The 22070-nt window shown below is 71.1% G+C and carries 18 protein-coding genes; 8 read left to right on the forward strand and 10 right to left on the reverse strand.

Translation table 11 applies throughout. From position 1 onward, the window contains the following. Positions 1-75: 75 nt before the first annotated feature. Together OG904_RS20035 and OG904_RS20040 are read right to left on the reverse strand one after the other, a co-directional pair. The gene (locus OG904_RS20035; protein WP_405492845.1) at positions 76-3405 is read right to left on the reverse strand and encodes a S8 family serine peptidase; all 3330 of its coding nucleotides are present in this window, start codon (positions 3403-3405) and stop codon (positions 76-78) included. Between the two features lie 273 nt (positions 3406-3678). Then, positions 3679-4239 (reverse strand): CGNR zinc finger domain-containing protein, encoded by a 561-nt coding sequence (locus OG904_RS20040; RefSeq protein WP_405492847.1) that lies wholly within the window; start codon positions 4237-4239, stop codon positions 3679-3681. 134 nt (positions 4240-4373) lie between these two features. Between OG904_RS20040 and OG904_RS20045 the strand changes: the two genes are divergently transcribed. After that, a complete protein-coding gene (locus OG904_RS20045) occupies positions 4374-4832 on the forward strand; it encodes a VOC family protein (RefSeq protein WP_405492849.1) in 459 nt (152 codons plus the stop codon). Beyond that, a complete protein-coding gene (locus tag OG904_RS20050; RefSeq protein WP_405492851.1) occupies positions 4832-5764 on the forward strand; it encodes a pyridoxamine 5'-phosphate oxidase family protein in 933 nt (310 codons plus the stop codon). The genes OG904_RS20045 and OG904_RS20050 overlap by 1 nt, the downstream gene beginning before the upstream one ends. On the opposite strand, the gene OG904_RS20055 is transcribed toward OG904_RS20050, so the two are convergent. Continuing rightward, entirely contained in the window at positions 5740-6699 is a 960-nt protein-coding gene (locus tag OG904_RS20055) for a hypothetical protein (RefSeq protein ID WP_405492853.1), read from the reverse strand. The two genes, OG904_RS20050 and OG904_RS20055, sit on opposite strands and share 25 nt — an antisense overlap. A 259-nt stretch (positions 6700-6958) precedes the next feature. Beyond that, positions 6959-9517, reverse strand: coding sequence for an aminopeptidase N (pepN, locus tag OG904_RS20060; protein WP_405492855.1), 2559 nt, complete (start codon positions 9515-9517; stop codon positions 6959-6961). 110 nt (positions 9518-9627) lie between these two features. On the opposite strand from pepN, the gene OG904_RS20065 reads away from it, so the two are divergent. Both OG904_RS20065 and OG904_RS20070 read left to right on the forward strand, forming a co-directional pair. After that, complete coding sequence (locus OG904_RS20065; protein ID WP_405492857.1) at positions 9628-10275, forward strand: DsbA family protein; 648 nt, start codon at positions 9628-9630, stop codon at positions 10273-10275. 73 nt (positions 10276-10348) lie between these two features. Further along, complete coding sequence (locus OG904_RS20070; RefSeq protein ID WP_405492859.1) at positions 10349-11071, forward strand: hypothetical protein; 723 nt, start codon at positions 10349-10351, stop codon at positions 11069-11071. A gap of 39 nt (positions 11072-11110) precedes the next feature. Here OG904_RS20070 and OG904_RS20075 read toward each other — a convergent pair whose 3' ends face one another. The 3 genes from OG904_RS20075 to OG904_RS20085 all read right to left on the reverse strand — a co-directional run bounded on the left by OG904_RS20075 (position 11111) and on the right by OG904_RS20085 (position 14919). Next, positions 11111-11767: a superoxide dismutase gene (locus OG904_RS20075; RefSeq protein ID WP_405492861.1), complete on the reverse strand. Its 657-nt coding sequence runs from the start codon at positions 11765-11767 to the stop codon at positions 11111-11113. A 202-nt stretch (positions 11768-11969) separates the two neighbouring features. Further along, positions 11970-13394, reverse strand: coding sequence for an amino acid permease (locus OG904_RS20080; protein WP_405492863.1), 1425 nt, complete (start codon positions 13392-13394; stop codon positions 11970-11972). A 115-nt stretch (positions 13395-13509) separates the two neighbouring features. Beyond that, entirely contained in the window at positions 13510-14919 is a 1410-nt protein-coding gene (locus OG904_RS20085) for an amino acid permease (protein ID WP_405492865.1), read from the reverse strand. A 297-nt stretch (positions 14920-15216) separates the two neighbouring features. Between OG904_RS20085 and OG904_RS20090 the strand changes: the two genes are divergently transcribed. Further along, entirely contained in the window at positions 15217-15807 is a 591-nt protein-coding gene (locus OG904_RS20090) for a biotin transporter BioY (protein ID WP_405492867.1), read from the forward strand. A gap of 18 nt (positions 15808-15825) precedes the next feature. Here OG904_RS20090 and OG904_RS20095 read toward each other — a convergent pair whose 3' ends face one another. Further along, on the reverse strand, positions 15826-16236 hold the full coding sequence (locus tag OG904_RS20095) for a hypothetical protein (RefSeq protein WP_405492869.1): 411 nt from the start codon (positions 16234-16236) through the stop codon (positions 15826-15828). 102 nt (positions 16237-16338) lie between these two features. Further along, entirely contained in the window at positions 16339-17778 is a 1440-nt protein-coding gene (locus OG904_RS20100; protein ID WP_405492871.1) for an amino acid permease, read from the reverse strand. Positions 17779-17996: 218 nt separating this feature from the next. Between OG904_RS20100 and OG904_RS20105 the strand changes: the two genes are divergently transcribed. Together OG904_RS20105 and OG904_RS20110 are read left to right on the forward strand one after the other, a co-directional pair. Continuing rightward, complete coding sequence (locus OG904_RS20105; protein ID WP_405492873.1) at positions 17997-18482, forward strand: ribose-5-phosphate isomerase; 486 nt, start codon at positions 17997-17999, stop codon at positions 18480-18482. A 67-nt stretch (positions 18483-18549) separates the two neighbouring features. Then, positions 18550-19359 (forward strand): Fpg/Nei family DNA glycosylase, encoded by an 810-nt coding sequence (locus OG904_RS20110; protein ID WP_405492875.1) that lies wholly within the window; start codon positions 18550-18552, stop codon positions 19357-19359. A gap of 52 nt (positions 19360-19411) precedes the next feature. On the opposite strand, the gene OG904_RS20115 is transcribed toward OG904_RS20110, so the two are convergent. Continuing rightward, positions 19412-20647, reverse strand: coding sequence for a GNAT family N-acetyltransferase (locus OG904_RS20115; RefSeq protein WP_405492877.1), 1236 nt, complete (start codon positions 20645-20647; stop codon positions 19412-19414). A 117-nt stretch (positions 20648-20764) separates the two neighbouring features. Between OG904_RS20115 and OG904_RS20120 the strand changes: the two genes are divergently transcribed. Next, a complete protein-coding gene (locus OG904_RS20120) occupies positions 20765-21910 on the forward strand; it encodes a PP2C family protein-serine/threonine phosphatase (protein ID WP_405492879.1) in 1146 nt (381 codons plus the stop codon). The last annotated feature ends 160 nt before the right edge of the window (positions 21911-22070 follow it).

Raw genomic sequence — 22070 nt, forward strand, 5'->3', positions numbered from 1 at the left:
AGGGGCGGGTACCCGATCGGGTACCCGCCCCTCCGTCATGCGGTCATGCGGTCATCCGTTCAGCGGCCGGAGCCGTTACGGGAGGACCTTCTCGATCTGCACGCTGCCGGTGCCGGCGGCGGTGCCGCGGGCGTTGAGCAGCTTGACCTCGCCGAAGAACTGGCGGCCTTCCGGAGCCGCGCTGTTGACCAGCACGTTCGCGGAGACGGCGGCCGAGGCGCCGTTGGCGAGGTTGACCTTCGCGGCCTCGTCGACCTGGACGGTGCCCAGGGCGGCCGAGTAGTAGACGTCGCGGTAGTCGTAGGTGGTGGTGCCGGTCGGGATCGCGTAGCCGATCACGTTGACCGTGTAGGTGCCGGCGGCCGGGTTGAGCAGGCTCACGGCCTCCTCGGAGTCGCCGTCGGCGGAGGTGCCGACCTTGACGCCGTCCTTGTAGACCTCGAGGTCGAGGTCGGCGGCGGTGTCGGAGACGTTGCCGATCGCGATGTCGAGGCGGGAGACGCCCTCGCCGATGGTGACCTCGGAGGTCTGGGTCTCACCGGTGGTGATGGTCGGCTTGGCGACCTTCGCGGAGCCGAGCGGGCCGCCCTGGAGCGTGCCGCCGGAGATGGCCGCGCCCTCGTTCTTGACGGTCCACTGGACCGGCGCCGGGGTACCCAGCTTGACCTCGGGCAGGACCTTGACCGCGGGGTCGAAGCCCGCGCCGAGCACGGAGACGTCCAGCTTGAACGGGTTGTCGAGCAGCGGCGACGTACGGCGCGACTCGACCTCGATCTCCCAGACGCCCGGCTGCGGGTTCGGGTACGAACGCAGGTCGGGGCGGCACAGGTTCGCCGGGTTGTCGTAGTTCGGGTAGCACTGGGTCGTCGCGCTGTCCTCGACGCCCACGCCGTACGGGTGGATCGAGATGAAGCGCGTCTGGCTGGTCGGCTTCAGACCGCCGAGGGCGACCTCGAGGGTCTTGGCGCCCGCGGGGACGGTCACGAAGTACGACTTGTGGCTGTTGCGCTGCACGGACGAGGTGTCCGAGTAGGAGAACGAAGGCTTCGCCAGCGGCGTCGAGACGACGACGGTGGAGAGGATCTGCTTGTCGATGCCCTCGGTGGTCGGGTCGTCGAGCTGCAGGATGCCGCTGTGGACACCGGCGGTCTTGGGCTTGGCCTCGACCTTGATGGTGACCGGCTTGTTCAGGGGCAGGGTGACGTAGTCGTAGTCGCTGAGGACCTTGAACGTACCGTCGTTGTTGCGCCAGCTGAGCTGGTGCGGGGTGCCGTACTTGACGCCGGTGGTGCGCGTCACGACGACGTTGTAGACCTTCTTCTGGCCGACCTTCAGGCCGCCCTCACGGTCGTAGACGCCGGTGCCGAAGCCCGGGGTCTTCAGGAACTGGTCGATCGCGGTGTCGACCGGCGCCGAGACGGTGAACTCGTTGGCCTTCGCGCCGCGCTGGATGGACTCCCACGCGCCGGGGATGTTGATCAGGCCCGCGCCCTGGGCGTGCGCCGGGACGTCGTCGATCTTCTTGGCGCTGCTGGTGAGCGCGACGCGCAGGGTCGCCGGGGTGAGGGCGATGTGCTGCTGCTTCGCGGCCGAGATCAGCAGGGCGGTGGCGCCCGTCGCCTGCGGCGAGGACATCGAGGTGCCCTGGAGCATCGAGTAACCGGCCGGCAGGTTGTAGCCGGCCTCCTTCACCGGGGAGCCGGGCAGCCACGTCTGGGTGGTGTTGATCGACGCGCCCGGGGCGGTGATGGTCGGCGTGAAGCCGCCGTCCTCACGCGGACCGCGCGAGGAGAAGGGGAACATGTTGTACTTCTTGGTCACGCCGGAGCCGTAGTTGGCCGCCCAGGTCTCCTTGGAGACCGCGGCGCCCACGGAGACGACCTTGTCCGCGAGACCGGGGTCACCGATGGTGTTGATGCCGGGGCCCTCGTTGCCCGCCGAGATGACGAGCTGGACACCGTAGGTGTCGATGAGGTTCTTGTAGAGCTCGGAGCGCGCGTTGTTGCCGTCGTTCAGCGCCGGCAGGCCGCCGATCGACATGTTGACGATGTCCACGCCGCGGTTGACGACGAGGTCGATCATGCCCTCGGTCAGCGCGATGTTGGTGCAGCCGCCGGACCAGGAGCAGGCGCGCGAGGAGACGATCTTGGCGCCGGGCGCCTCGCCGTTCATCGCGCCGCCGAACAGCCCGTTGGCGGAGGTGATGCCCGCGACGTGCGTGCCGTGCTCGGACTCGATGATGCCGACGTTGACGAAGTCGGCCTTCTTGCCGATCCAGTCACCGCCCAGCGGGTCCATCGGGACGTCCTTGCGGATCTCGATCACGAACGGGATGCGCTCGGCGACCTCGGTCGCCGGGTTGTCCGTGCCGAAGTAGCCGATCTGGTAGCCGTCCTTGTACGGCTTCATCGGCTCGTTGTTCGTGAAGTCGTTGTCCTGGTCGGTGTCGACGCGGACGGTCCCGGCGACCGGGTCGTAGAGCAGGCCGAACCGGTCGGTGGTGTCCCCGTCCCGGTTGACGTCGCCCTTCATGTCACCGGTCGCGGTGATCGACTCGGTGAAGCGGCTCCACTGGTACGAGCCCGCCGGAGCCTTCCAGCTCGCGCCGCCCGCGGTGAACGTGCCACCGGTGACCGGGGTGATCTGGGCCCGCCAGGTGGCGTCGCCGTCGGCGATCGGGTCGGTCGCGGTGACCCAGTCGACGATCTTGCGCTCGCCGGTGGTGGTCTTCTGGAGCGCGGGGTGACCGAGGTCGACGCCCGAGTCCAGGATGCCGATGGTCACGCCGCGGCCGTCGGCCGTCGGGTTCTTCTTGAGGAAGTCCAGCGAACCCGTCTCGAAGGAGGGGTTGTACGGGTTCTTCGCGGGGGTGTTCTTGTCCGGCCCCGGGTACGTCTCGGCGGCGGTCTTCTTGACCGTGCCGGTCTCGCGGCCCGCGTCCGGACGGGGGTCCGGAAGCTGGATCTCCTGACGCAGGTCGATGCCGTGCACGGAGGACAGCTTGGCGGCCGCCTTCAGTGCGGCCTCGGCCTTGTCGGTCGGCAGGGTGGCGCGGACGTAGCCGAGCTTGTCGTACGTCTGGCCCACCGAGGCGCCCTGGACGCCGTCGAGCTGCTTCGCCACCTGCTGGGTCTCGCCGGGAGCGGTCGCGACCATGACGGTGACGGTCTTCTCGCCCTTGGTCTTGGCCTCCTGCAGCAGTTCGACGTCAGCCGAACCGAGCTTCTGGTCGGCCGACTTCACCGCGGGGTTGGCGGTGGGCTTGGCCGTGGGGCCGTCGGTGCCGGTCGCCGCGAAGACGGGCATGGCGCCGGTGGCCGCGAGGGCGGCCACCAGGCCGGCCGCGGCCGCGACGCGCGCTGCGCGTCGGGTCACGGATATGGAGCTGGGGGAGTCGAGGGTCATCAGCATCCCTGGCTAAGTGAAAGATACGGTCCGGATTTCGGTGCCGGATGACCGGTCAGCCTCGCTTAAGTGACAGCTCTTTGGGGAGAGTTGTCATCGACCGAGACCTGCCGTGGCGGACTCCCGCCAATGCCAGGGATACGCCAGAAGGTCCGTACCGGGGAGAACCGGTACGAACCTTCGGGTTAAAACATCGATTTGTAGACTTCCCGACCTTCTGTCAGGGATGGGGTGAAGCTCCGTCTCGGATCGGGTGTGACAACTTCGCAGCGTTCAGCGCTCGCGCGTGCGCGCGTAGTGTCGTGATGCTTTCGCCCGGTTTCCGCAGGCCGCCATCGAGCACCAGCGTCGGGTGCCGTTGCGCGAGGTGTCGTGGAAGTGCAGGACGCACGTCTCGGAGGCGCACTTGCGGATCCGGCCGGGGCCGGATCCCAGTAGCTCCAGGTAGTCGTAGGCGGCCGTCCAGGCCGGACCCCAGGCCGGGTCCGCGAACTCGGTCCGCTCCCCGGGCCCGCCGGACGTCAGGGTGGCCCGGATCCGCCCGTGCTCCAGGACGGCGTCGATCAGGGCGCGGGCGCTCTCGTCGGCCGGGTCCGCGACCGCTCGGGCCAGTGCTTCGCGGGCGGTGAGCAGGTGGACCAGGGTGGCGGCGTCGGCGCGGAAGCGGCCGGAAAGTCCGGCGCTCTCCAGCCAGAGCGCGAGTCCCTGTACGCGGGTGAGGCCGAAGGCCCCGGCGAACAGGTCGAGGGGCTCGCCCTCCTGGACCCAGCGGGTGTTCAGCAGGTCCAGGGCCACCGGTTCCCCGGTCAGGGGGCGTGGGTCCGCCGTCGTCATGTCCGCCTCCTCGCGTCACTAACCCCTCAAGAGTACGTGAGTGGTTTGACGCCTCGACCTCTAACCTTTAACCTCAAGTTAGAAGGTTAGATATTTTCGTAGTTGTCTTCGAGTTCCGAGGGAAGGAACCAGCCATGACGGCCGTCATCAGCAAGCTCCGCACCGGCCACGTGGGGCTGAACGTCACCGACCTCGCCCGCTCGCTCGCCTTCTACCAGGGGGCCCTGGGCTTCGAGCTGCTCGGCGAGGGCAAGGAGGAGGGCCGTCGCTTCGCCTTCCTCGGCCAGGACGGCGAGCTGGTCCTCACCCTGTGGCAGCAGGCCGAGGGCGCCTACGCACCCGCCTCGGCCGGACTCCACCACCTCGCGCTCTCCGCGGAGGCCGTCGAGGAGGTCCGGGCGTACGAGGAGCGGCTGCGCGGCCTGGGCGTCGAATTCGCCTACGAGGGGGTCGTCGCCCACGGCGAGGGCGCGCACTCCGGAGGGATCTTCTTCCACGACCCCGACGGGACCCGGCTGGAGATCTTCGTTCCGGTCGGTGCCGAAGGCGTTGAGGCTCCCATCACAGGGGCCCCGACCTGCGGGTTCTTCTAATGTCCGGGTACCACTGGGGTTCGCTGGCGGTGCAGGACCGGGTCGGTGTCCGGGAGCACGCCGTCCACGTCGGCCGCTCGGTCACCCCGCACATCAAGGACGTCGCCGCGCAGTTCCTGGCGCAGCAGCCGCACCTGGTCGTCGGCGCCGCCGACCCGGGCGGCCGGCTCTGGGCCTCGCTGCTCACCGGCGCCCCGGGCTTCGTACGGGCCACCGGGCCGGACCGGATCGCGGTCACCGGGGGCCTGCCCGGCGGCGATCCGCTCGCCGAGGCGCTGGCCACCGCCGGCACCCGGGTCGGGACCATCTCCCTCGATCCGCGCACCCGGCGGCGGATGCGGCTCAACGGAACCCTGGAAGTGACCCCGGGCGGGTTCGCGGTGGCGGCCGAGCAGGTGTTCGCGAACTGCCCCAAGTACCTCCAGAAGCGGCAGCCTGTCCAGCTCGCCGCCGAAGGAGCCGGTGTCGTGCGGCGCGGGCACGCGCTCACCCCCGACCAGGAGCGGGCCGTCCGTGCCGCCGACACCTTCTTCGTCGCCACCACCGCCGAGGCGGACGGGGCCGACGCGAGCCACCGGGGCGGGATGCCGGGCTTCGTCGAGGTGCTGTCCCCGACCGAACTGGCCTGGCCGGACTATCCGGGCAACGCGATGTTCCTGACGCTGGGGAACCTGACGGCGGACCCGCGGGCCGGGCTGCTGTTCCCGGACTGGGAGGGCGGGGGACTGCTCCAGCTCAGCGGGCGGGCCGAGCCCGAGTTCGGCGCGGGCGGGGAGCGGCGGATCCGGTTCCGGCTCGACGCGGTGGTGGAGAGCGTGCACCCGGGGCGGCTGCTGTGGAGCGCCCCGGAGTACTCGCCGGCCAATCCGGTCCCGCCCTCGCCCCAGGGGCTCCGGGCGCGGGAACCTCACCTGGGCAGTACGACGAGGTAGGCGGCGGGCTCGCGGTCGCCGGCCGCCGTCAGGGCGGTGCGGACGACCGCGGCCTGCTGCTCGGGCCAGTCGCGGAGCTTGCGCGGGGTGATGTGCAGGACGGTCACCCCGCACCGTTCCAGGGTCTCCCGCTTGCGGACCGCCTCGGTCCACTGCTCGTCCTCGCCCTGGCGCGGGGCCCGCGTGTCGATCTCCACGGCCACCGCCTGCTCGGGCCAGTACGCGTCGACCCCGCCCAGGTGCGGGCCGCCGGGCAGTCGCAGGTCCACGTTCCAGACCGGCTCGGGGAGCTCGTAGCCCCGTACGAGCTGGTACAGCCGGTCCTCGGCGATGGCCCGGCCCTCCGCGAGCAGCGATTCGACCGCGTCCACGACGTGCGGGCGGTTCAGCAGCCGGGCCACCGTCAGCTCCCGCACCACGGCGGCCGGTTCGCAGTGCCCGCCGCGGACGGCTTCGCTGAGCAGGCGGCGGACCGTACCGGCGTCGGAGAGGTGGGCGACGGCGTCGGCGACGGCGCGGGCCACGGGCGCGACGGGGAGGCCGGTGACCTCCATCGGCCGGGGCGGGGTGTGCGCGCGGACGATGCGGACCTGTCCGGCGGAGCGCAGCCGGCGGGTGTTGGGGACGAGGACGTCGATGTGGGGGAGGCCGAGCAGGGCGGGGGCGGAGGAGAACCGGTACAGCGCGAGGGCGGCGAGCCCGGTGATCATGACCTCGTCGCCGCGGCGCCCGGCGTAGAGCAGCGCCGCGTGCAGCCGCTCCTCACTGGTGGCCGGCCCGGAGTGGAGCAGGAACACCCCCGGCAGGATCTGCTGCCAGGGGCGTTCGGCGGCGTCGGCGGCGGTGACGCCGTGCTCGCGGAGCTGGGCCAGCGACAGCACGCGGGGGCGGGTGTCGGTGAGGTGGGCGAGGGGGAGGGGCGCGTTGTGGTTCATGACGCGGTGATTCCCTCAGGCCATGGCCTCGCTAACCCCTGTTACACATCCGTCGGCAAATCGGGACAAGACGGGGCTAAAGTACGGGCGTTCGACTGCCGATGGAGTGCGCCGCCGAAGCCCCGTTCCTGGAGCTCAAACATCGGCGGGGCTGGATCTTCCAGCCCCGCCGACGTGCGTGCAGGCCGAGGCCGGCGAAATCCGGCCCCGCCGGCGTTCGGGGCGCGGGTCCGGGCAGCGCCCGGAAGGCCCCGCGGGGTCAGCCCGCCGCCGCCACGTCGCACGCCTGGCCGCGCAGCGCCCGCGCCAGGTCGTCCCGGGACTCAAGGACCAGCCGCCGCAATGCAGGCGGAGCCGACTCGTGCGCCGTCAGCCAGGCGTCAGTCGCGTCCACCGTCGCCTGGGAGCTCTGCAGCGAGGGGTACAGCCCCCGCACCACGTCCATGCCGATCTGGATCGACCGGTCGGCCCAGAGCCCCTCGATGGCGGCGAAGTAGCGCTCCGTGTACGGCGCGAGCAGGGCCCGCTGCGAAGGCTGCTGCATCCCCGCGATCGTGGCCTCGACCAGCGCGTTCGACAGCGCGTCCGACTCCACCACCGCCACCCACGCCTGGTCCTTGACCGCCGCCGACGGCCGCGCCGCCAGGCAGCGCACCTGGTGCCGCTTGCCCGACGCCGTGTCGTCCCGCGCCAGTTCGGCGGCGATGGCGTCCTCGCCGATCGCCCCGTGCGCGGCCAGCGGCAGCAGGAAGTCCCAGCGCAGCTCCTGGTCCACGTCCAGCCCGTCGACCCGCGCCGTTCCCTCCAGCAGCCCCAGCAGCAGCTGGAAGTCGCCCTCGGTCGCCGCGCCCGCCGCGAAGAAGCGGGCCCACGTCAGCTGGTGCTCCGAGCCCGGCTCCGCGAACCGCAGTTCCTGCAGCGCGCACGCCGCCAGCACCCGGCCGCCCTGCTCCCGCCAGCCGGGCGCCGCGTAGTGCGAGACGGCGGACAGCGCCTGCGAGTGCAGCATCTGGAGCACGCCGACGTCCGTCTCGCGGCCCGCGTGGGCCACGACGAGCGAGACGAAGTCCCGGGCCGGCATCAGCCCGTCACGCGTCAGGTTCCACAGTGCCGACCAGCACAGCGCGCGGCTCAGCGGGTCCGCCACCGAGCCCAGGTGGGAGCGCAGCGTGGCCAGCGAGGCCTCGTCGAAGCGGATCTTGCAGTACGTGAGGTCGTCGTCGTTGACGAGCACCAGGTCGGGCCGTTCCTGCCCGGCCAGTTCGGCCACCACGGTCCGGGCCCCGGCCACGTCCGTCTCGGCGCGCGCGTACCGGACCAGGGAGCCCTCGCCGGACAGCCGGTACAGGCCGACCGCCACCCGGTGCGGACGCAGCTCGTCGCCGTCCTGGACCACCGCCAGTTCGGTCACCCGGCCGCCCGCGTCACACGTCACCACCGGGGTCAGCGCGTTGACGCCGGCCGTCTGCAGCCACGCCCGCGACCACTCGGCCATGTCCCGCCCGGAGACCTCGGCGAGCACCGACAGCAGGTCGTCCAGCGTGGTGTTCCCGTACGCGTTCGCCTTGAAGTAGCGCCGCGCGCCGTCCAGGAACGCGTCGCGCCCCACGTACGCCACGAGCTGCTTGAGCACCGCGGCGCCCTTGGCGTACGTGATGCCGTCGAAGTTCAGCTTCGCGTCCTCCAGGTCACGGATGTCGGCCGTGATCGGGTGCGTGGACGGCAGCTGGTCGGCCCGGTAGGCCCACGCCTTGCGGCTGTTGGCGAAGGTGACCCACGCCTGGTCGAAACGGGTGGCCTCGACCAGTGCGAAGGAGCCCATGAAGTCCGCGAAGGACTCCTTCAGCCACAGGTCGTCCCACCACTTCATGGTGACCAGGTCGCCGAACCACATGTGCGCCATCTCGTGCAGGATCGTGTTCGCGCGCCGCTCGTAGGAGGCCTGCGTGACCTTCCCGCGGAAGATGTACTCCTCCCGGAAGGTCACCATCCCCGGGTTCTCCATGGCGCCCAGGTTGTACTCCGGCACGAAGGCCTGGTCGTACTTCCCGAAGGGGTACGGGTAGTCGAAGATCTCGTGGAAGAGGTCGAACCCCTGCTTCGTGACGAGGAACACCTCGTCCGCGTCGAAGTGCTTGGCCAGCCCCTTGCGGCAGATCGCGCCGAGCGGGATCGTCAGGTCCCCGCGCGTGTAGGTGTCCGTGACGTAGTGGTACGGCCCCGCCACCACGCAGGTGATGTACGTGGAGATGGGCGCGGTCTCGGCGAAGCGGCGGGTCTGCCCCTCGCGGGACTCCTCGGCGCCGTTGCTCCAGACCTGCCAGCCCTCGGGCGCCGTCACCTCGAAGCGGTACGGGGCCTTGAGGTCGGGCTGCTCGAAGTTCGCGTACACCCGCCGGGCGTCGGCCGGCTCGTACTGGGTGTAGAGGTAGACCTCGCCGTCCTCCGGGTCCACGAAGCGGTGCATGCCCTCGCCGGTCCGGCTGTAGGCGCAGTCGGCGTCCACCACCAGGACGTTCTCGGAGGCCAGCCCGTCCAGGGAGATCCGCGCGCCGTCGAAGACCTCGGCCGGGTCCAGCTCGCGCCCGTTGAGGGTCACGGAGTTCACCGCGGGCGCGATGAGGTCTGCGAAGCTGGCGGCCCCCGGAGCGGCGGCCCGGAAGCGGACGGTGGTCACCGAGCGGAAGGTCCTGGGGCCGTCGGCCGGTTCGGCCTCGTCCACCGCGGACCTCAGGTCGAGGACCACTTCGTACCCGTCGACGGACAGCAGCTCGGCCCGCTGGCGGGCCTCGTCACGGGACAGATTCTCTCCGGGCACGTGCACTCCTTCGTGCGTGATCGCGATACCTGACCGAATCCTCCCACGGGGGAATGCGTGTGCGGTCGGAGCGGTTGGGCAGGGAGGAACGTTCCTATGCGAGGAGAGACATGGCTGACACCCAGGTGCGCGAGAAGACCCCTGTCGACTTCTGGTTCGACCCGCTGTGCCCCTGGGCCTGGATGACGTCCCGCTGGATGCTGGAGGTCGAGAAGGTCCGTGACGTCGAGGTCCGCTGGCACGTGATGAGCCTCGCCGTCCTGAACGAGAACAAGCTCGACGAACTGCCCGAGGTCTACCGCGACCTGCTCGGCCCCAAGGGCTGGGCCCCCGTGCGCGTGGTCGTCGCCGCCCAGCAGAAGTTCGGCGACGAGGTCACCGGCAAGCTCTACACCGCGCTCGGCACCCGCTTCCACAACGGCGGCACGGGCCCGACCCGCGAGGCGATCGCCGAGGCCCTGGACGAGGTGGGCCTGCCCGCCGAGCTGATCCACTACGCCGACTCCGACGAGTACGACGAGGTCCTGCGCGACTCCCACAACGACGGCATCAACCGCGTCGGCCAGGAGGTCGGCACCCCGGTCATCTCGGTGCCCGGCGCCGACGGCGGGGAAGTGGCCTTCTTCGGCCCGGTCGTCACCCCGGCCCCGCGCGGCGAAGCCGCGGCCCGCCTCTGGGACGGGACCCTGCTGGTCGCCTCCACCCCCGGCTTCTACGAGATCAAGCGCACCCGCACCCAGGGCCCGATCTTCGACTAGTCGGGGACTGGTCGGGCAACCCGGGGGCTCCTCCCGGGAGGCGGGCATCCCCTTCCTCCCTTAACGTCCCCGTATGGGGATCAGCTCGACGCACGAGGGTACGCGCGAGGAACCGCTCGGCCGCTCCGGCGGCCGGGCGGAGCCCGCGATACCGAACGACAACGCCGCGCACGCCAGCCTGCCCGCACGCCCCCGAGACCGGGTGCTGCGGGCAGCTTGCGTCGCGGTGCCCCCGCTGTGGACGGCCCTCGGGGTCCGCCACGCCGCCGGCACCCTGCGCCACTACCTCCGGGGCACGGGCCGCCCGTACCGGGTCGACGCGCGGGCGCTGCTCGCGGTGCCCGCCGTACGGGAAGAGGTGGACCGGCGCCTGGCCGAGTGGCGGGAGGCCGCGCGCTCGCTCGGCGAGCCGGGCGCGTACGCGGCGGACAGCGGCTGGCGCGGGGTGCTGCTCACCCGGCGGGGGAGCGCGGACTGGTGGCTGGCGCTGCGCGGGGCCCAGTACCGGATCAGCGGCACGGTACGGGTGCACGAGGACGGGTCCGTGGTGAGCGACTACCGCTTCCAGGTGCACAAGAGCTGGAACTTCGACCGCGGGGAGTCGGAGTTCGGCATCCCCTTCACCCCGTTCGCGCGGCTGCACGAGACCGGGCTGGCGCGCGAGTTCACGGCGGTCGGCGAAGTGGACGGTCTCGTCGACAGCGCGGACGCGGACGCCGCGGGGGACACAGAAGACCCCCGCGAGTCACGTCCTCGCGGGGGCATTCTGGTGGACACGCCCGCAAGTGAAGGTTGAGAAGACGATCACGAGGCGGACGGGATTCGGTGGCGCGGATCAGCCCTTGACGGGGATCAGCAGCGGGGTGTTCGCCTTGGCGTCGGAGTAGCGCTTGGCCACGTCCTGCCAGTTGACGACGTTCCACATCGCCTCGATGAAGTCCACCTTCTGGTTCTTGTACTGCAGGTAGAAGGCGTGCTCCCAGGCGTCGAAGACCAGGACCGGGGTGCTGGCGACGCCGATGTTGCCCTGGTGGTCGTAGACCTGCTCGACGATCAGGCGCCCGCTGACCGGCTCGTACGCGAGCACGCCCCAGCCGGAGCCCTGGGTCGCGGAGGACGCGAAGGTCAGCTGCTTCCTGAACTTCGCGAAGGAGCCGAAGGACTCGGTGATCGCGTCGGCCAGGTCGCCCAGGCCGTCGGCCGCGGTGGGCTCGCCGCCGCCCTCGCCGGTCTTCGGGCTGGCCATGTTGTGCCAGTAGATGCTGTGCAGGATGTGGCCGGAGAGGTGGAACGCGAGGTTTTTCTCCAGGCCGTTCAGCGCGCCCCAGTTCTCCTTGTCGCGCGCCTCCGCCAGCTGCTCCAGCGTGTTGTTGGCGCCCGCGACGTAGGCCGCGTGGTGCTTGTCGTGGTGCAGCTCGATGATCTGCGGGTTGATCACCGGCTCGAGAGCCGCGTAGTCGTAAGGAAGCTCAGGAAGTGTGTAGATGGCCATGCGTGTTATCCGGTCCCCTCGGCGTGCCAACTGCTTATTGCAATCAATGCGCAACTGCACGCTAGCAGTATCTATTCCAGAGGTCGCATAAGGGTCACCTCAGTACGGCGTGCGACGTGTGGCGTGCGAGGTGCGGCCCACGACGAAGGCGCGTCCCGTGCCATTGCACGGGACGCGCCTTCGTCGTACGGGGCGGCTCGGGTCAGCTTCCGGCGGCGGCCCGCCGCTGGATGACGTACCCGGTGGCGGCCAGCGCCAGGGTCAGGCCGCCGGTGAAGACGAGCTGGACGCGGGTGTCCTCACCCATGGCCATCAGGACCAGGACCCCGGCCAGTCCGGCCAGCGCGACCCAGGTCAGGTACGGGAAGCCCCACATCTTCACGACCAGCTTCTCGGGGGCCTCGCGCTCCGTCCGGCGGCGCAGCACGAACTGCGAGACGGCGATGAAGCCCCAGACGACGAGGATGACGCCGCCGACCATGTTCAGCAGCCAGGCGAAGAGGGTGTCCGGGTACCAGTACGACAGCAGCACGGTGACGAAGCCGAAGCCGGAGGAGGCGAGCACCGCGCGGCGCGGCACCCGGCCGGAGACCTTGCCCAGCGCCTTGGGGCCCTGGCCGCGGGAGACGAGGGAGTAGGCCATGCGGGAGGAGCCGTAGATGTTCGCGTTCATCGCGGACAGCAGGGCGATCAGGATGACCACGTTCATGACCTGCCCCGCGTGCGCGATGCCCAGGTGGTCCAGGGTGGCCGCGTACGGGCCCTCGGTGGTGACCGCCGGGTCGTTCCACGGCAGCAGCGTGACGATGACCAGCATCGAGCCGACGTAGACGATCGCGATCCGCCACATGGTGGTCTTCACGGCCCTGGCGACGCCCCGGACCGGGTTGTCGGACTCGGCGGCCGCGATGGTCACCGTCTCCAGACCGCCGTACGCGACGACGGAGGCGAGCAGGCCGACCAGCAGTCCGTCCACGCCGTTGGGCAGGAAGCCGCCGTCGTGGAGCAGATTGGCGGAGCCGGGGGAGTCGGTGCCGGGCAGCACGCCCATGACGGCCAGGACGCCCAGGCCGAGGAAGAGCGCGATGGCGCCGATCTTCAGGGCGGCGAACCAGAACTCGAACTCGCCGAAGTTGGAGACGGCCGCCAGGTTGGAGCCGCAGAACAGCGCCATGAAGGCCAGCACCCACATCCACGAGGGGGTGCCCGGGAACCAGCCCGTCATGATGTGCGCCGCGCCGATGGCCTCGATGGCGACGCCCACGCACAGCAGGGTCCAGAACATCCAGCCGGCGGTGAAGCCCGCCCACGGGCCGATGGCCCGCTCCGCGTGCACCGAGAAGGAGCCGGAGGAGGGGTTGGCGGCGGACATCTCGCCGAGCATCCGCATCACGAACATCACGAGCAGGCCGGAGGCGGCGTACGCGAGCACGATCGAGGGACCGGCCGCCGCGATGCCCGCTCCGGAGCCGACGAAGAGCCCGGCGCCGATGACACCGCCGAGGGCGATCATCGAGAGGTGGCGCTGCTTGAGTCCGTTGCCGAGGGGCGAGGACCCGTCGGCGATCGCGGGGTCCGCGGGGTCCGCGGGCTTCTGCCCGTGCGGGGTCAGGGTGCTCTGGCTCATGGAGTGGTGCCTGTCCGGTGTGCGGGTGGACGGGGTGAGGTGCCCCAGTCTGCCCACTGTCCGTTTATCGGATCCTTAGTGTCCAATATCCGGACAGGAGTCTTACGTGAGGTGATCACCCGCGTGCGCTGTCGCGCTTGTCCCGGAGCTCGCGGAACCACGCCACCGCCAGCACCGCGGCCGCCGCGCCCGAGGACCACAGCAGCTGCGGCCGAGCCGAATCGTCGAACAGCATCAGGACCAGCACCGTGCCCATCCCGAGCAGCGCCGCCCACGTCGCGTACGGGAACAGCCACATCGGCAGCGTCAGCCGCTCGGGCATGTCCCGCTCGATCTTCCGGCGCAGCTTCAGCTGCGAGACCGCGATCAGCGCCCACACGAAGAGCAGCACCGCGCCCACCGCGTTGAGCATGTAGAGGAAGATCGTGTCCGGCCACAGCAGGTTCAGCACGACCGAGACGAACCCGAAGGCCACCGACGCGAACACCGCCCGGCGCGGCACCCCGCCGCCCGACACCTTCAGCAGGGCCTTCGGGGCCTCGCCCCGCTCCGCCAGCGAGAACACCATGCGCGAGGACCCGTACAGGTTGGCATTGAGCGCCGACAGCAGCGCCACGAAGATCACGACGTCCATGATCTGGCCGGCGTGCGGGATGCCGATCGAGTCGAGGACCGCCACGTACGGGCTCTGGCCCGGCTCCAACGAGTCCCACGGCAGCAGGGTCACGATGACCAGCATCGAGCCGACGTAGAAGAAGAGGATGCGCCATACGGCGCTGCGCACCGCGCGGGCCACGGACCTGGCCGGGTCGTCCGACTCGGCGGCCGCGATGGTGACGACCTCCAGGCCGCCGAAGGCGAAGACGACGGCCAGCATGCCGGCGACCACACCGCTCGCGCCGTTCGGGAAGAAGCCGCCCTGGCCGGTCAGGTTGGCCATGCCGATCGCGTCGGTGTCGGGGAGGAAGCCGAACACGGCCAGCGTGCCCAGGATCAGGAACAGCACGATCGCGCCGACCTTCAGGGCCGCGAACCAGAACTCGAACTCGCCGAAGTTCCGCACGGCGGCCAGGTTGCTCACGGTGAAGACCACCATGAAGACGAGCACCCAGACCCACTGGTCCACCGAGGGCAGCCAGCCGTTCGCGATCTTCGCGGCGGCGGTCGCCTCCACGGCCAGCACCACGACCAGCAGGAACCAGTACAGCCAGCCCGCCGAGAAACCGGCCCAGCGGCCGAGCGCCTTCTCGGCGTAGACGGAGAAGGAGCCGGAGGCCGGCATCGCCGCCGACATCTCGCCGAGCGCCCGCATGACCAGCATCGCGAGGACGCCGGCGAGCAGGTACGAGCAGATGATCGCGGGACCGGCGATGGTGATGCCGGCGCCGGAGCCGACGAACAGCCCGGCGCCGATCACGCCGCCGAGGCCCAGCATGGTCAGGTGTCGCTGCTTGAGGCTGTGGCTCAGGGGCTCCGGTGGGAGCCCGTCCACGGGGGCGGACGGGGCGGACGGGAGGTCGCGCATGAGGGGTGCTCGTACTCTCTGTGGCCTGGCGGCGGTGGGCGCGGCCGCCGGGGCGCCGCGACAGTTGGAGGGACCCTACAGTCTCACTGGAGAGCGCCCATCCGTGCAAAACGGACGTGCTGTCGGATCTGGCTCGTGATGCGGATCACTTCAACTCGGGTGTCAAGCAGGCTCTTTGTTCACTCCCCACCAAACCGGTGAGGGCGGCTTTGTTCCGGGCGACCCTGATGCGGCCCCGTGCCCGGGACTAACGTCGGTGATCGTTCCTGTCGCCAGCACCCTCCCGCGGAGTCCCCGATGAGCACTGCTTCCGTCTCCTTCCGGCCCGGCGCCGTCCTCGCCGACCTGCTGCCCGCTTCCGCGAGCCGCGTCCGCGACATCGCGCTCGTCGCCGGCGGAGCCGCGCTCACCGGCCTGGCCGCGCAGATCGCCGTGCCCGTCCCCGGCTCCCCGGTCCCCGTCACCGGACAGACCTTCGCCGCCCTCCTGGTCGGGACCGCCTTCGGCGCCCGCCGCGGCTTCCTCTCGCTCGCCCTCTACGCCCTCGTCGGCATGGCCGGCGTGCCGTGGTTCGCGGGCGGCACCTCCGGAGCGGGCGGCGCCTCCTTCGGCTACGTGCTCGGAATGCTGCTCGCCGCCACCCTGGTGGGCGCCCTCGCGCGGCGCGGCGCCGACCGCTCGGTCCTGCGCACGGCGGGCACGATGGTGCTGGGCTCCGCGGTCATCTACGCCGTCGGCGTGCCCTACCTGGCGCTGTCCACCGGGATGTCCTACGGCGCGGCCGTAGCGGCCGGGCTGACGCCCTTCCTGATCGGCGACGCGCTCAAGGCCGCGCTGGCGATGGGCCTGCTGCCCGCCGCGTGGCAGCTGGTGGGCCGCCGCGGCTGACGCCGCACGCGGATCGTCCTACGGAGCCGCGGGGCCGGTGCCCCCGGCCCGGACGGCCACCGCCTCGATCAGGGTCCAGCCGTCGACCTCCACCGGCCGGCGGTCGTCGGGCCGCCAGCCGCGGGCCAGGGCCTCGTCCAGCAGGGCACGTACGGCGCCCGGCTCGTGCAGGTTGAGGTCGGCGCCCCGGGTGAAGCCCACGTCCCCGGAGCCGAAGGGGGCCCCGCCCGGGACGTACCGGCCGGGGCCGTCGGCGAAGACGATGCGCAGCGGGCCGCCGCTGCCGGACGGCTGCGGGGACAGAGTGAGGGTCTGGCTGCAGTCCACGGCCCGGCCGTCCCCGTCCCTGCGGTGACGGTGGCTCATCGTCCACATGTACACGCGCCCGTCGACGACCAGTCGGCGGGGCTTCTTCGCATTGCGGGGCACCGGCCCGAGGGTACGCGGCCCGTCGCACCGGAAGGAGACGGCGGCGGCCCCGGACCGTTGGCGCGGTCCGGGGCCGCTTCCGTCGTTCCTATGTCCCCGCGATCACGCGGAGAGGCGCGCGGCCGCCTTGCGGCGTACGTCGCGGACCACGCCGATGACGATCACCACGGCCGCCACCAGCAGCGACAGCAGGACGGTCTCGCGGTTGTCCTTGTCGTAGACCATGTAGCCCAGGACGAAGGTGATCATCGCGGCGGTGGCCCAGGTCAGGTACGGGAAGAACCACATCTTCACCGTCACCTTCTCCGGCGCCTCGCTCATCAGGATCCCGCGCATCCGCAGCTGGGTCAGGCAGATCACCAGCCACACGAACAGCGCGATCGCGCCCGAGGCGTTCAGCAGGAAGCTGAAGACCGTGTCCTTGAAGGCGTAGTTGAAGTAGACGGCGACGAAGCCGAAGACCACGGAGCCCAGGATCGCGGCCGTCGGCACGCCGCGCTTGCTCACCTTGGCGAAGGCCTTCGGGGCATCGCCGCGCTCGCCCAGCGAGAACGCCATGCGGGAGGCGGTGTACAGCCCGGAGTTCAGGCAGGACAGCACGGCCGTCAGCACGATCACGTTCATGATCTGTCCGGCGTGCGCGATGCCGATCGAGTCCAGGGCGGCGACGTACGAGCCCTTCTCGGTGATCGACTTGTCGTTCCACGGCAGCAGGGTGAGGACGATGAAGATCGAGCCCAGGTAGAAGACGCCGATCCGCCAGATCACCGAGTTGGTGGCCTTGGTGACCGCGCGCCGCGGGTCCTCGGACTCGCCGGCGGCCAGCGTGACGATCTCGCTGCCCATGAAGGAGAAGACGACCATCAGCACGCCGGTGAGGACCGATCCCCAGCCGTTCGGCATGAAGCCGCCCGTGTCGGTGAGGTGGGCGAAGCCCGCGCCAGGGTTGTCCGAGCCCGGCAGCACGCCGAAGACGGCCAGCATGCCGATGATCACGAAGCCGCCGATGGCGACGACCTTGATGCCGGCGAACCAGAACTCGAACTCGCCGTACGAGGCGACCGAGCCGAGGTTGGTGACCGTCAGCACCGCCATCACGATCAGCGCCCAGCCCCACTGCGGGACGGCCGGCACCCAGCCGTGCAGGATCACGGCTCCGGCGGTGGCCTCGACGGCCAGCACGACGACCCAGAAGAACCAGTACAGCCAGCCGATGGAGAATCCGGCCCAGCGGCCGAGCGCCCGGTCCGCGTACGCGGAGAAGGAACCGGAGTTCGGGCTGGCCGCGGCCATCTCGCCCAGCATCCGCATGACGAAGACGACCATCGCGCCGACCAGCGCGTAGGAGAGCAGGATGGCGGGACCGGTCTTGGCGATGCCGCCGCCGGAGCCGACGAAGAGGCCGGCGCCGATGACGCCGCCGATGGCGATCATGGACAGGTGGCGGTTCTTGAGACCGGCCTTCAGACCGTCGGAGGACTGGGCGGAACCGGGTTCACCGGTCGGGTCGCCTGCCTTCTGAAGGGTCGTCGTGGAACTCATGGACGGATCCTTAGGTTCTCGGGTTGCGAGCCCGGGCATTCAAACCTGAGATGACGCAGGGCGGAAGACCTCAATCCGGATCGTTGCGATGGGACGAAGGTCCAGGACCTTGGCCCCACCGTGTCCCATCTGCGTCCTTTGGGTTTACTTGAGCTTTAGAAGTGACTTACGCGACACCCGCTGCGGCCCGTCGGGGGCGCCCGTGCCACACTCGACCCATGCGCGTGTACCTCGGATCCGACCATGCCGGCTTTGAGCTCAAGAACCACCTGGTGGACTGGCTCAAGAACAACGGCCACGAGCCCGTCGACTGCGGGCCCCACATCTACGACGCGGTGGACGACTACCCGCCGTTCTGCCTGCGGGCCGCGGAGAAGACGGCCGGGGACGCCGGCTCCCTCGGCATCGTGATCGGCGGCTCCGGCAACGGCGAGCAGATCGCCGCGAACAAGGTCAAGGGCATCCGCGCCATCCTCGCGTGGAGCGTCCAGACCGCCGAGCTCGGCCGCGAGCACAACAACGCCAACGTCATCTCCGTCGGCGGCCGCATGCACACCCAGGACGAGGTCGTCAGCTTCATCGACGCGTTCCTGAAGACCCCGTACTCCGACGAGGAGCGCCACACCCGCCGCATCGACATGCTCTCGGCCTACGAGCAGACCGGCGAGCTCCCCCCGATCCCGGCGCACCACCCGCAGGGCTGATTCCGCTTCCGGCCGCGGCGCCCTGCGGGGCGGCGCGGCCGGATTTTCGTTTCCGAGGAGTACCGCCGTGCCCGAGGGGCATACGATCCACCGCCTCGCCGAGGACCACCTCCACCGGTTCGCCGGACGGGAGGTCGCCGTCAGCAGTCCCCAGGGCCGGTTCGCCGAGAGCGCGGCCCTGCTCGACGGGCGGCTCCTGGACGGCGTCGACGCCCACGGGAAGCACCTCTTCCTCGGCTTCCGGGAGAGCGGCTGGATCCACATCCACCTCGGGCTCTTCGGCAAGTACGCCCTCGGCCCGGCGCCCGCCCCGCCGGCCACCGACACCGTCAGGCTGCGCCTCGCCAACGACGCCTACTTCTCCGACCTGCGCGGCCCGACCACCTGCGCGTGGATCACGGACGAGGAGAAGCGGGCGATAAGCGACCGGCTCGGCCCGGACCCCCTGCGCGGCGGCGACGACCCGGACACCGCCTGGGCCCGCATCTCCCGCTCCCGCACCACCGTCGCCGCCCTGCTGATGGACCAGAAGGTCGTCTCGGGCGTCGGCAACGTCTACCGCGCCGAGGTGCTCTTCCGGCACGGCATCGACCCGTACCGCCTGGGAAAGGACCTCGGGCGGAGCGAGTGGGACGCGATCTGGGCCGATCTGGTGCTCCTCATGCGCGAGGGCGTGCGGAACAACCGGATCGACACCGTCCGCGACGAACACCTGCCCGAGGCCATGGGCCGCCCGCCGAGGGTGGACGACCACGGCGGCGAGGTGTACGTCTACCGGAGGGCGAACATGCCCTGCCACATCTGCGGGGGCGAGATCCGCACCGCCGATCTCGCCGCCCGCAACCTCTTCTGGTGCCCGGGGTGCCAGGGCCGCTGAACAGCACCGGTCCGTCGCATTCCCGGGCCCGGCAAGATCCGGGAGGGACGGCTTAGAAGCCGTGCGGCAGCCAGGGGGCCACGTCACCGGCGAAGGCCCGGGAGGCCGCCGTCAGCGCTCCCGCGCGGAGCTCCCGGACCAGGCCGGCCGCGGCCAGCGAGTTCAGCGTGATCCCGCCCAGGTAGGCCCCGCCGAGCTCCCGTACCGACAGTTCCAGGTCGGCCGGGTCATCCGTCCGGGTACAGGTGGCGGACCCGTCCGGACCGGCGGACAGCCGCCAGCGCCCCGCGTTCCACGGGCAGAACGCGTCCTCGACCTCCAGCACCACGTCCAGCGGGGCCCCGTAGGTCCGCGCCGTCAGCGCCGCCGGCAGGTCCACCAGCCGTACGTGCATCGAGTCGCGCAGCCGCGCCACCGACCGCCGGACATCGGTGACCAGGTGCAGCACCGCGTCGTCCGCCGGCCGCCGGGTGGCCCGCACCCGCCAGGTCAGGTCGATCGAGAACACGTACCGCCACAGCGCCGCGTACGCCGCCGGGTCCAGCGCGTCGAGATCGACGACGTCCACCCGCCCGTCCGCGCCGCTCAGTTCCCAGTCGGCCTTCACCCGGTAGCGGGCGTACCCGACGACCTCGCCGTCCGCCCGCTCGGCGACAACGCACTTCAGCGGCGAGGCGCCCGCCCGCGTCGACTCCGTGTCCAGCAGCGACAGCAGCTCCCAGCCGGGCTGCCGGGCCGGGATGCCGGGCCGGGCCGCGACCAGCGCCGCGTAGACCCGCTCGCAGTCGGCCAGGGCCTTGTGCGCATCGACCAGCCGCAGCCGCACCTCGTCGGTCCCCGGCGGCACGGAGAGCCGTACGCGGGTGGTGTCGATGTCGAGCGCCATCGCGTAGACGGCGGTGCCGTAGCCGAAGCGCCCGTAGATCGCCGGATCGGAGGCCGTCAGCACGGCGAGCGGTTCACCACCCGCCCGGACGTCGTCCAACTGGCGCCGCATCAGCGAAGTCAGCACCCCCTGTCTGCGGTGGGTGGGGGAGACGCCCACCATCGTGACCCCCGCGGCGGGCACGAGCGCCCCGCCCGGCACGGAGAGGCGGAAGGAGAAGGCCCCGGCCGAGCCGACGCAGGCCCCGCCGTCCCACACACCGAGGGAGCGCTCCGTCTCGGTCAGCGACTTGTACAGTTCCCGCTCCTCGGGGGATTCGGGCACTCCACCGAACGCCAGTTCCAGGTGGTCGTACCAGACATCCCACTCATCAGCTTGCAATACGCGCGTCTCAAGAGCCATACGGCCATCCTTATCAGGGCAATCCGTCCTGGTCGATCTGTTTTCGGACGCCGATGGACCCCATCTCAGGGGGTACCCCTGCGCGCGCACAGCCGGGATGGATAGGGTCCCGAAGCAATGGCCGGAGAGCACGTGGAGACCCTCCTGGCCCGGACACGCATGATGTGGCACCGGGCCCGCACCGCCCTGCGCAAATCCGCCGTCGATTACTTCCGCGGCGACGCCTCCGACTGGCTCGCCTTCGGCGGCCTGCTGATCACCATCCCGGCCATCGCCTGCGGCACCCTGATGCTGCCGGTGTGGTTCTCGCCGGCCGCACTCGTCCTGCCGATCGTGGCGGGCGGCCTGCTCCTGCGCCCCGCCAGCCTGCTCGCGCTGTACGCGGCCTCCGCGGCCGCGCTCATCGTCGAGGCCCTCGTCCTCGGGCCCTACACCCAGGGCCCCGCCCGGGTCACCCCCGGCACCGTGCTCGTCGTCGCCGCCTGCGGATTCTTCGGACTGGTCATCGCACAGTTCCGCAGCCGCGTCGGCGTGCCCTGGCGACGCGGCGGCACCATGCTCTTCGACCTGCGCGAACGCATCCGGGTCCAGAGCAAGCTCCCCGCCCTGCCGCGCGGCTGGCACCGCGAGATGGCCCTGCGCCCGGCCGGCGGGCAGTCCTTCTCCGGAGACTTCGTCGTCGCCGCCCGCACCAACGGCGGCCGCACCCTGGAGATCGTCCTCACCGACGTCTCCGGCAAGGGGATGGAAGCGGGCTCCCGCGCGCTCCTCCTGTCCGGCGCCTTCGGCGGCCTGCTGGGAGCCCTCCCGCCGCACGGCTTCCTGCCGGCCGCCAACGGCTACCTGCTCCGCCAGGACTGGGACGAGGGTTTCGCCACCTCCATCCACCTCGTCCTCGACCTGGAGACCGGCGACTACGAGCTCCTCTCCGCCGGTCACCTGCCCGCCCTCCAGCTCTGCGCCGGCACCGGCCGCTGGCAGGAGGTCTCCGGCGAAGGGCCGCTGCTGGGCGTCTACGACGGCGCCGAGTTCGAACCGGCCCGGGGGAACCTGCGGCCCGGCGACGTCCTGATGCTCTTCACCGACGGCCTCGTCGAAACCGCCGAGCGCGAGATCAGCGAGGGCATGGACCGCCTCACCGGCGAGGCCGACCGCTACGTCTCCGCCGGGTGGGAGGGCGCGGCCTGGCACCTCATCGAAAAGGTGGCCAAGGACGTCAACGACGACCGGGCCCTCCTCCTGATCCGCCGCTCTCCTCTCTGACGCGCCCCTCGCACCGCTCGGCCCTGGCGGGCCTCCCGGGCTTCGGCCCGCTGCGCCGGACTCCGTCCGGCGGAGGCCTGGGCGGGGGCGCCGCCACCGCCGTCCCGGGGTGGGGTCCGGTGGGTGAGCGGGTGGGTGCGGGCGGGCGGGCCTGCAGGGC

It is taken from the genome of Streptomyces sp. NBC_00096 (assembly GCF_045041305.1).
Lineage (GTDB): Bacteria > Actinomycetota > Actinomycetes > Streptomycetales > Streptomycetaceae > Streptomyces.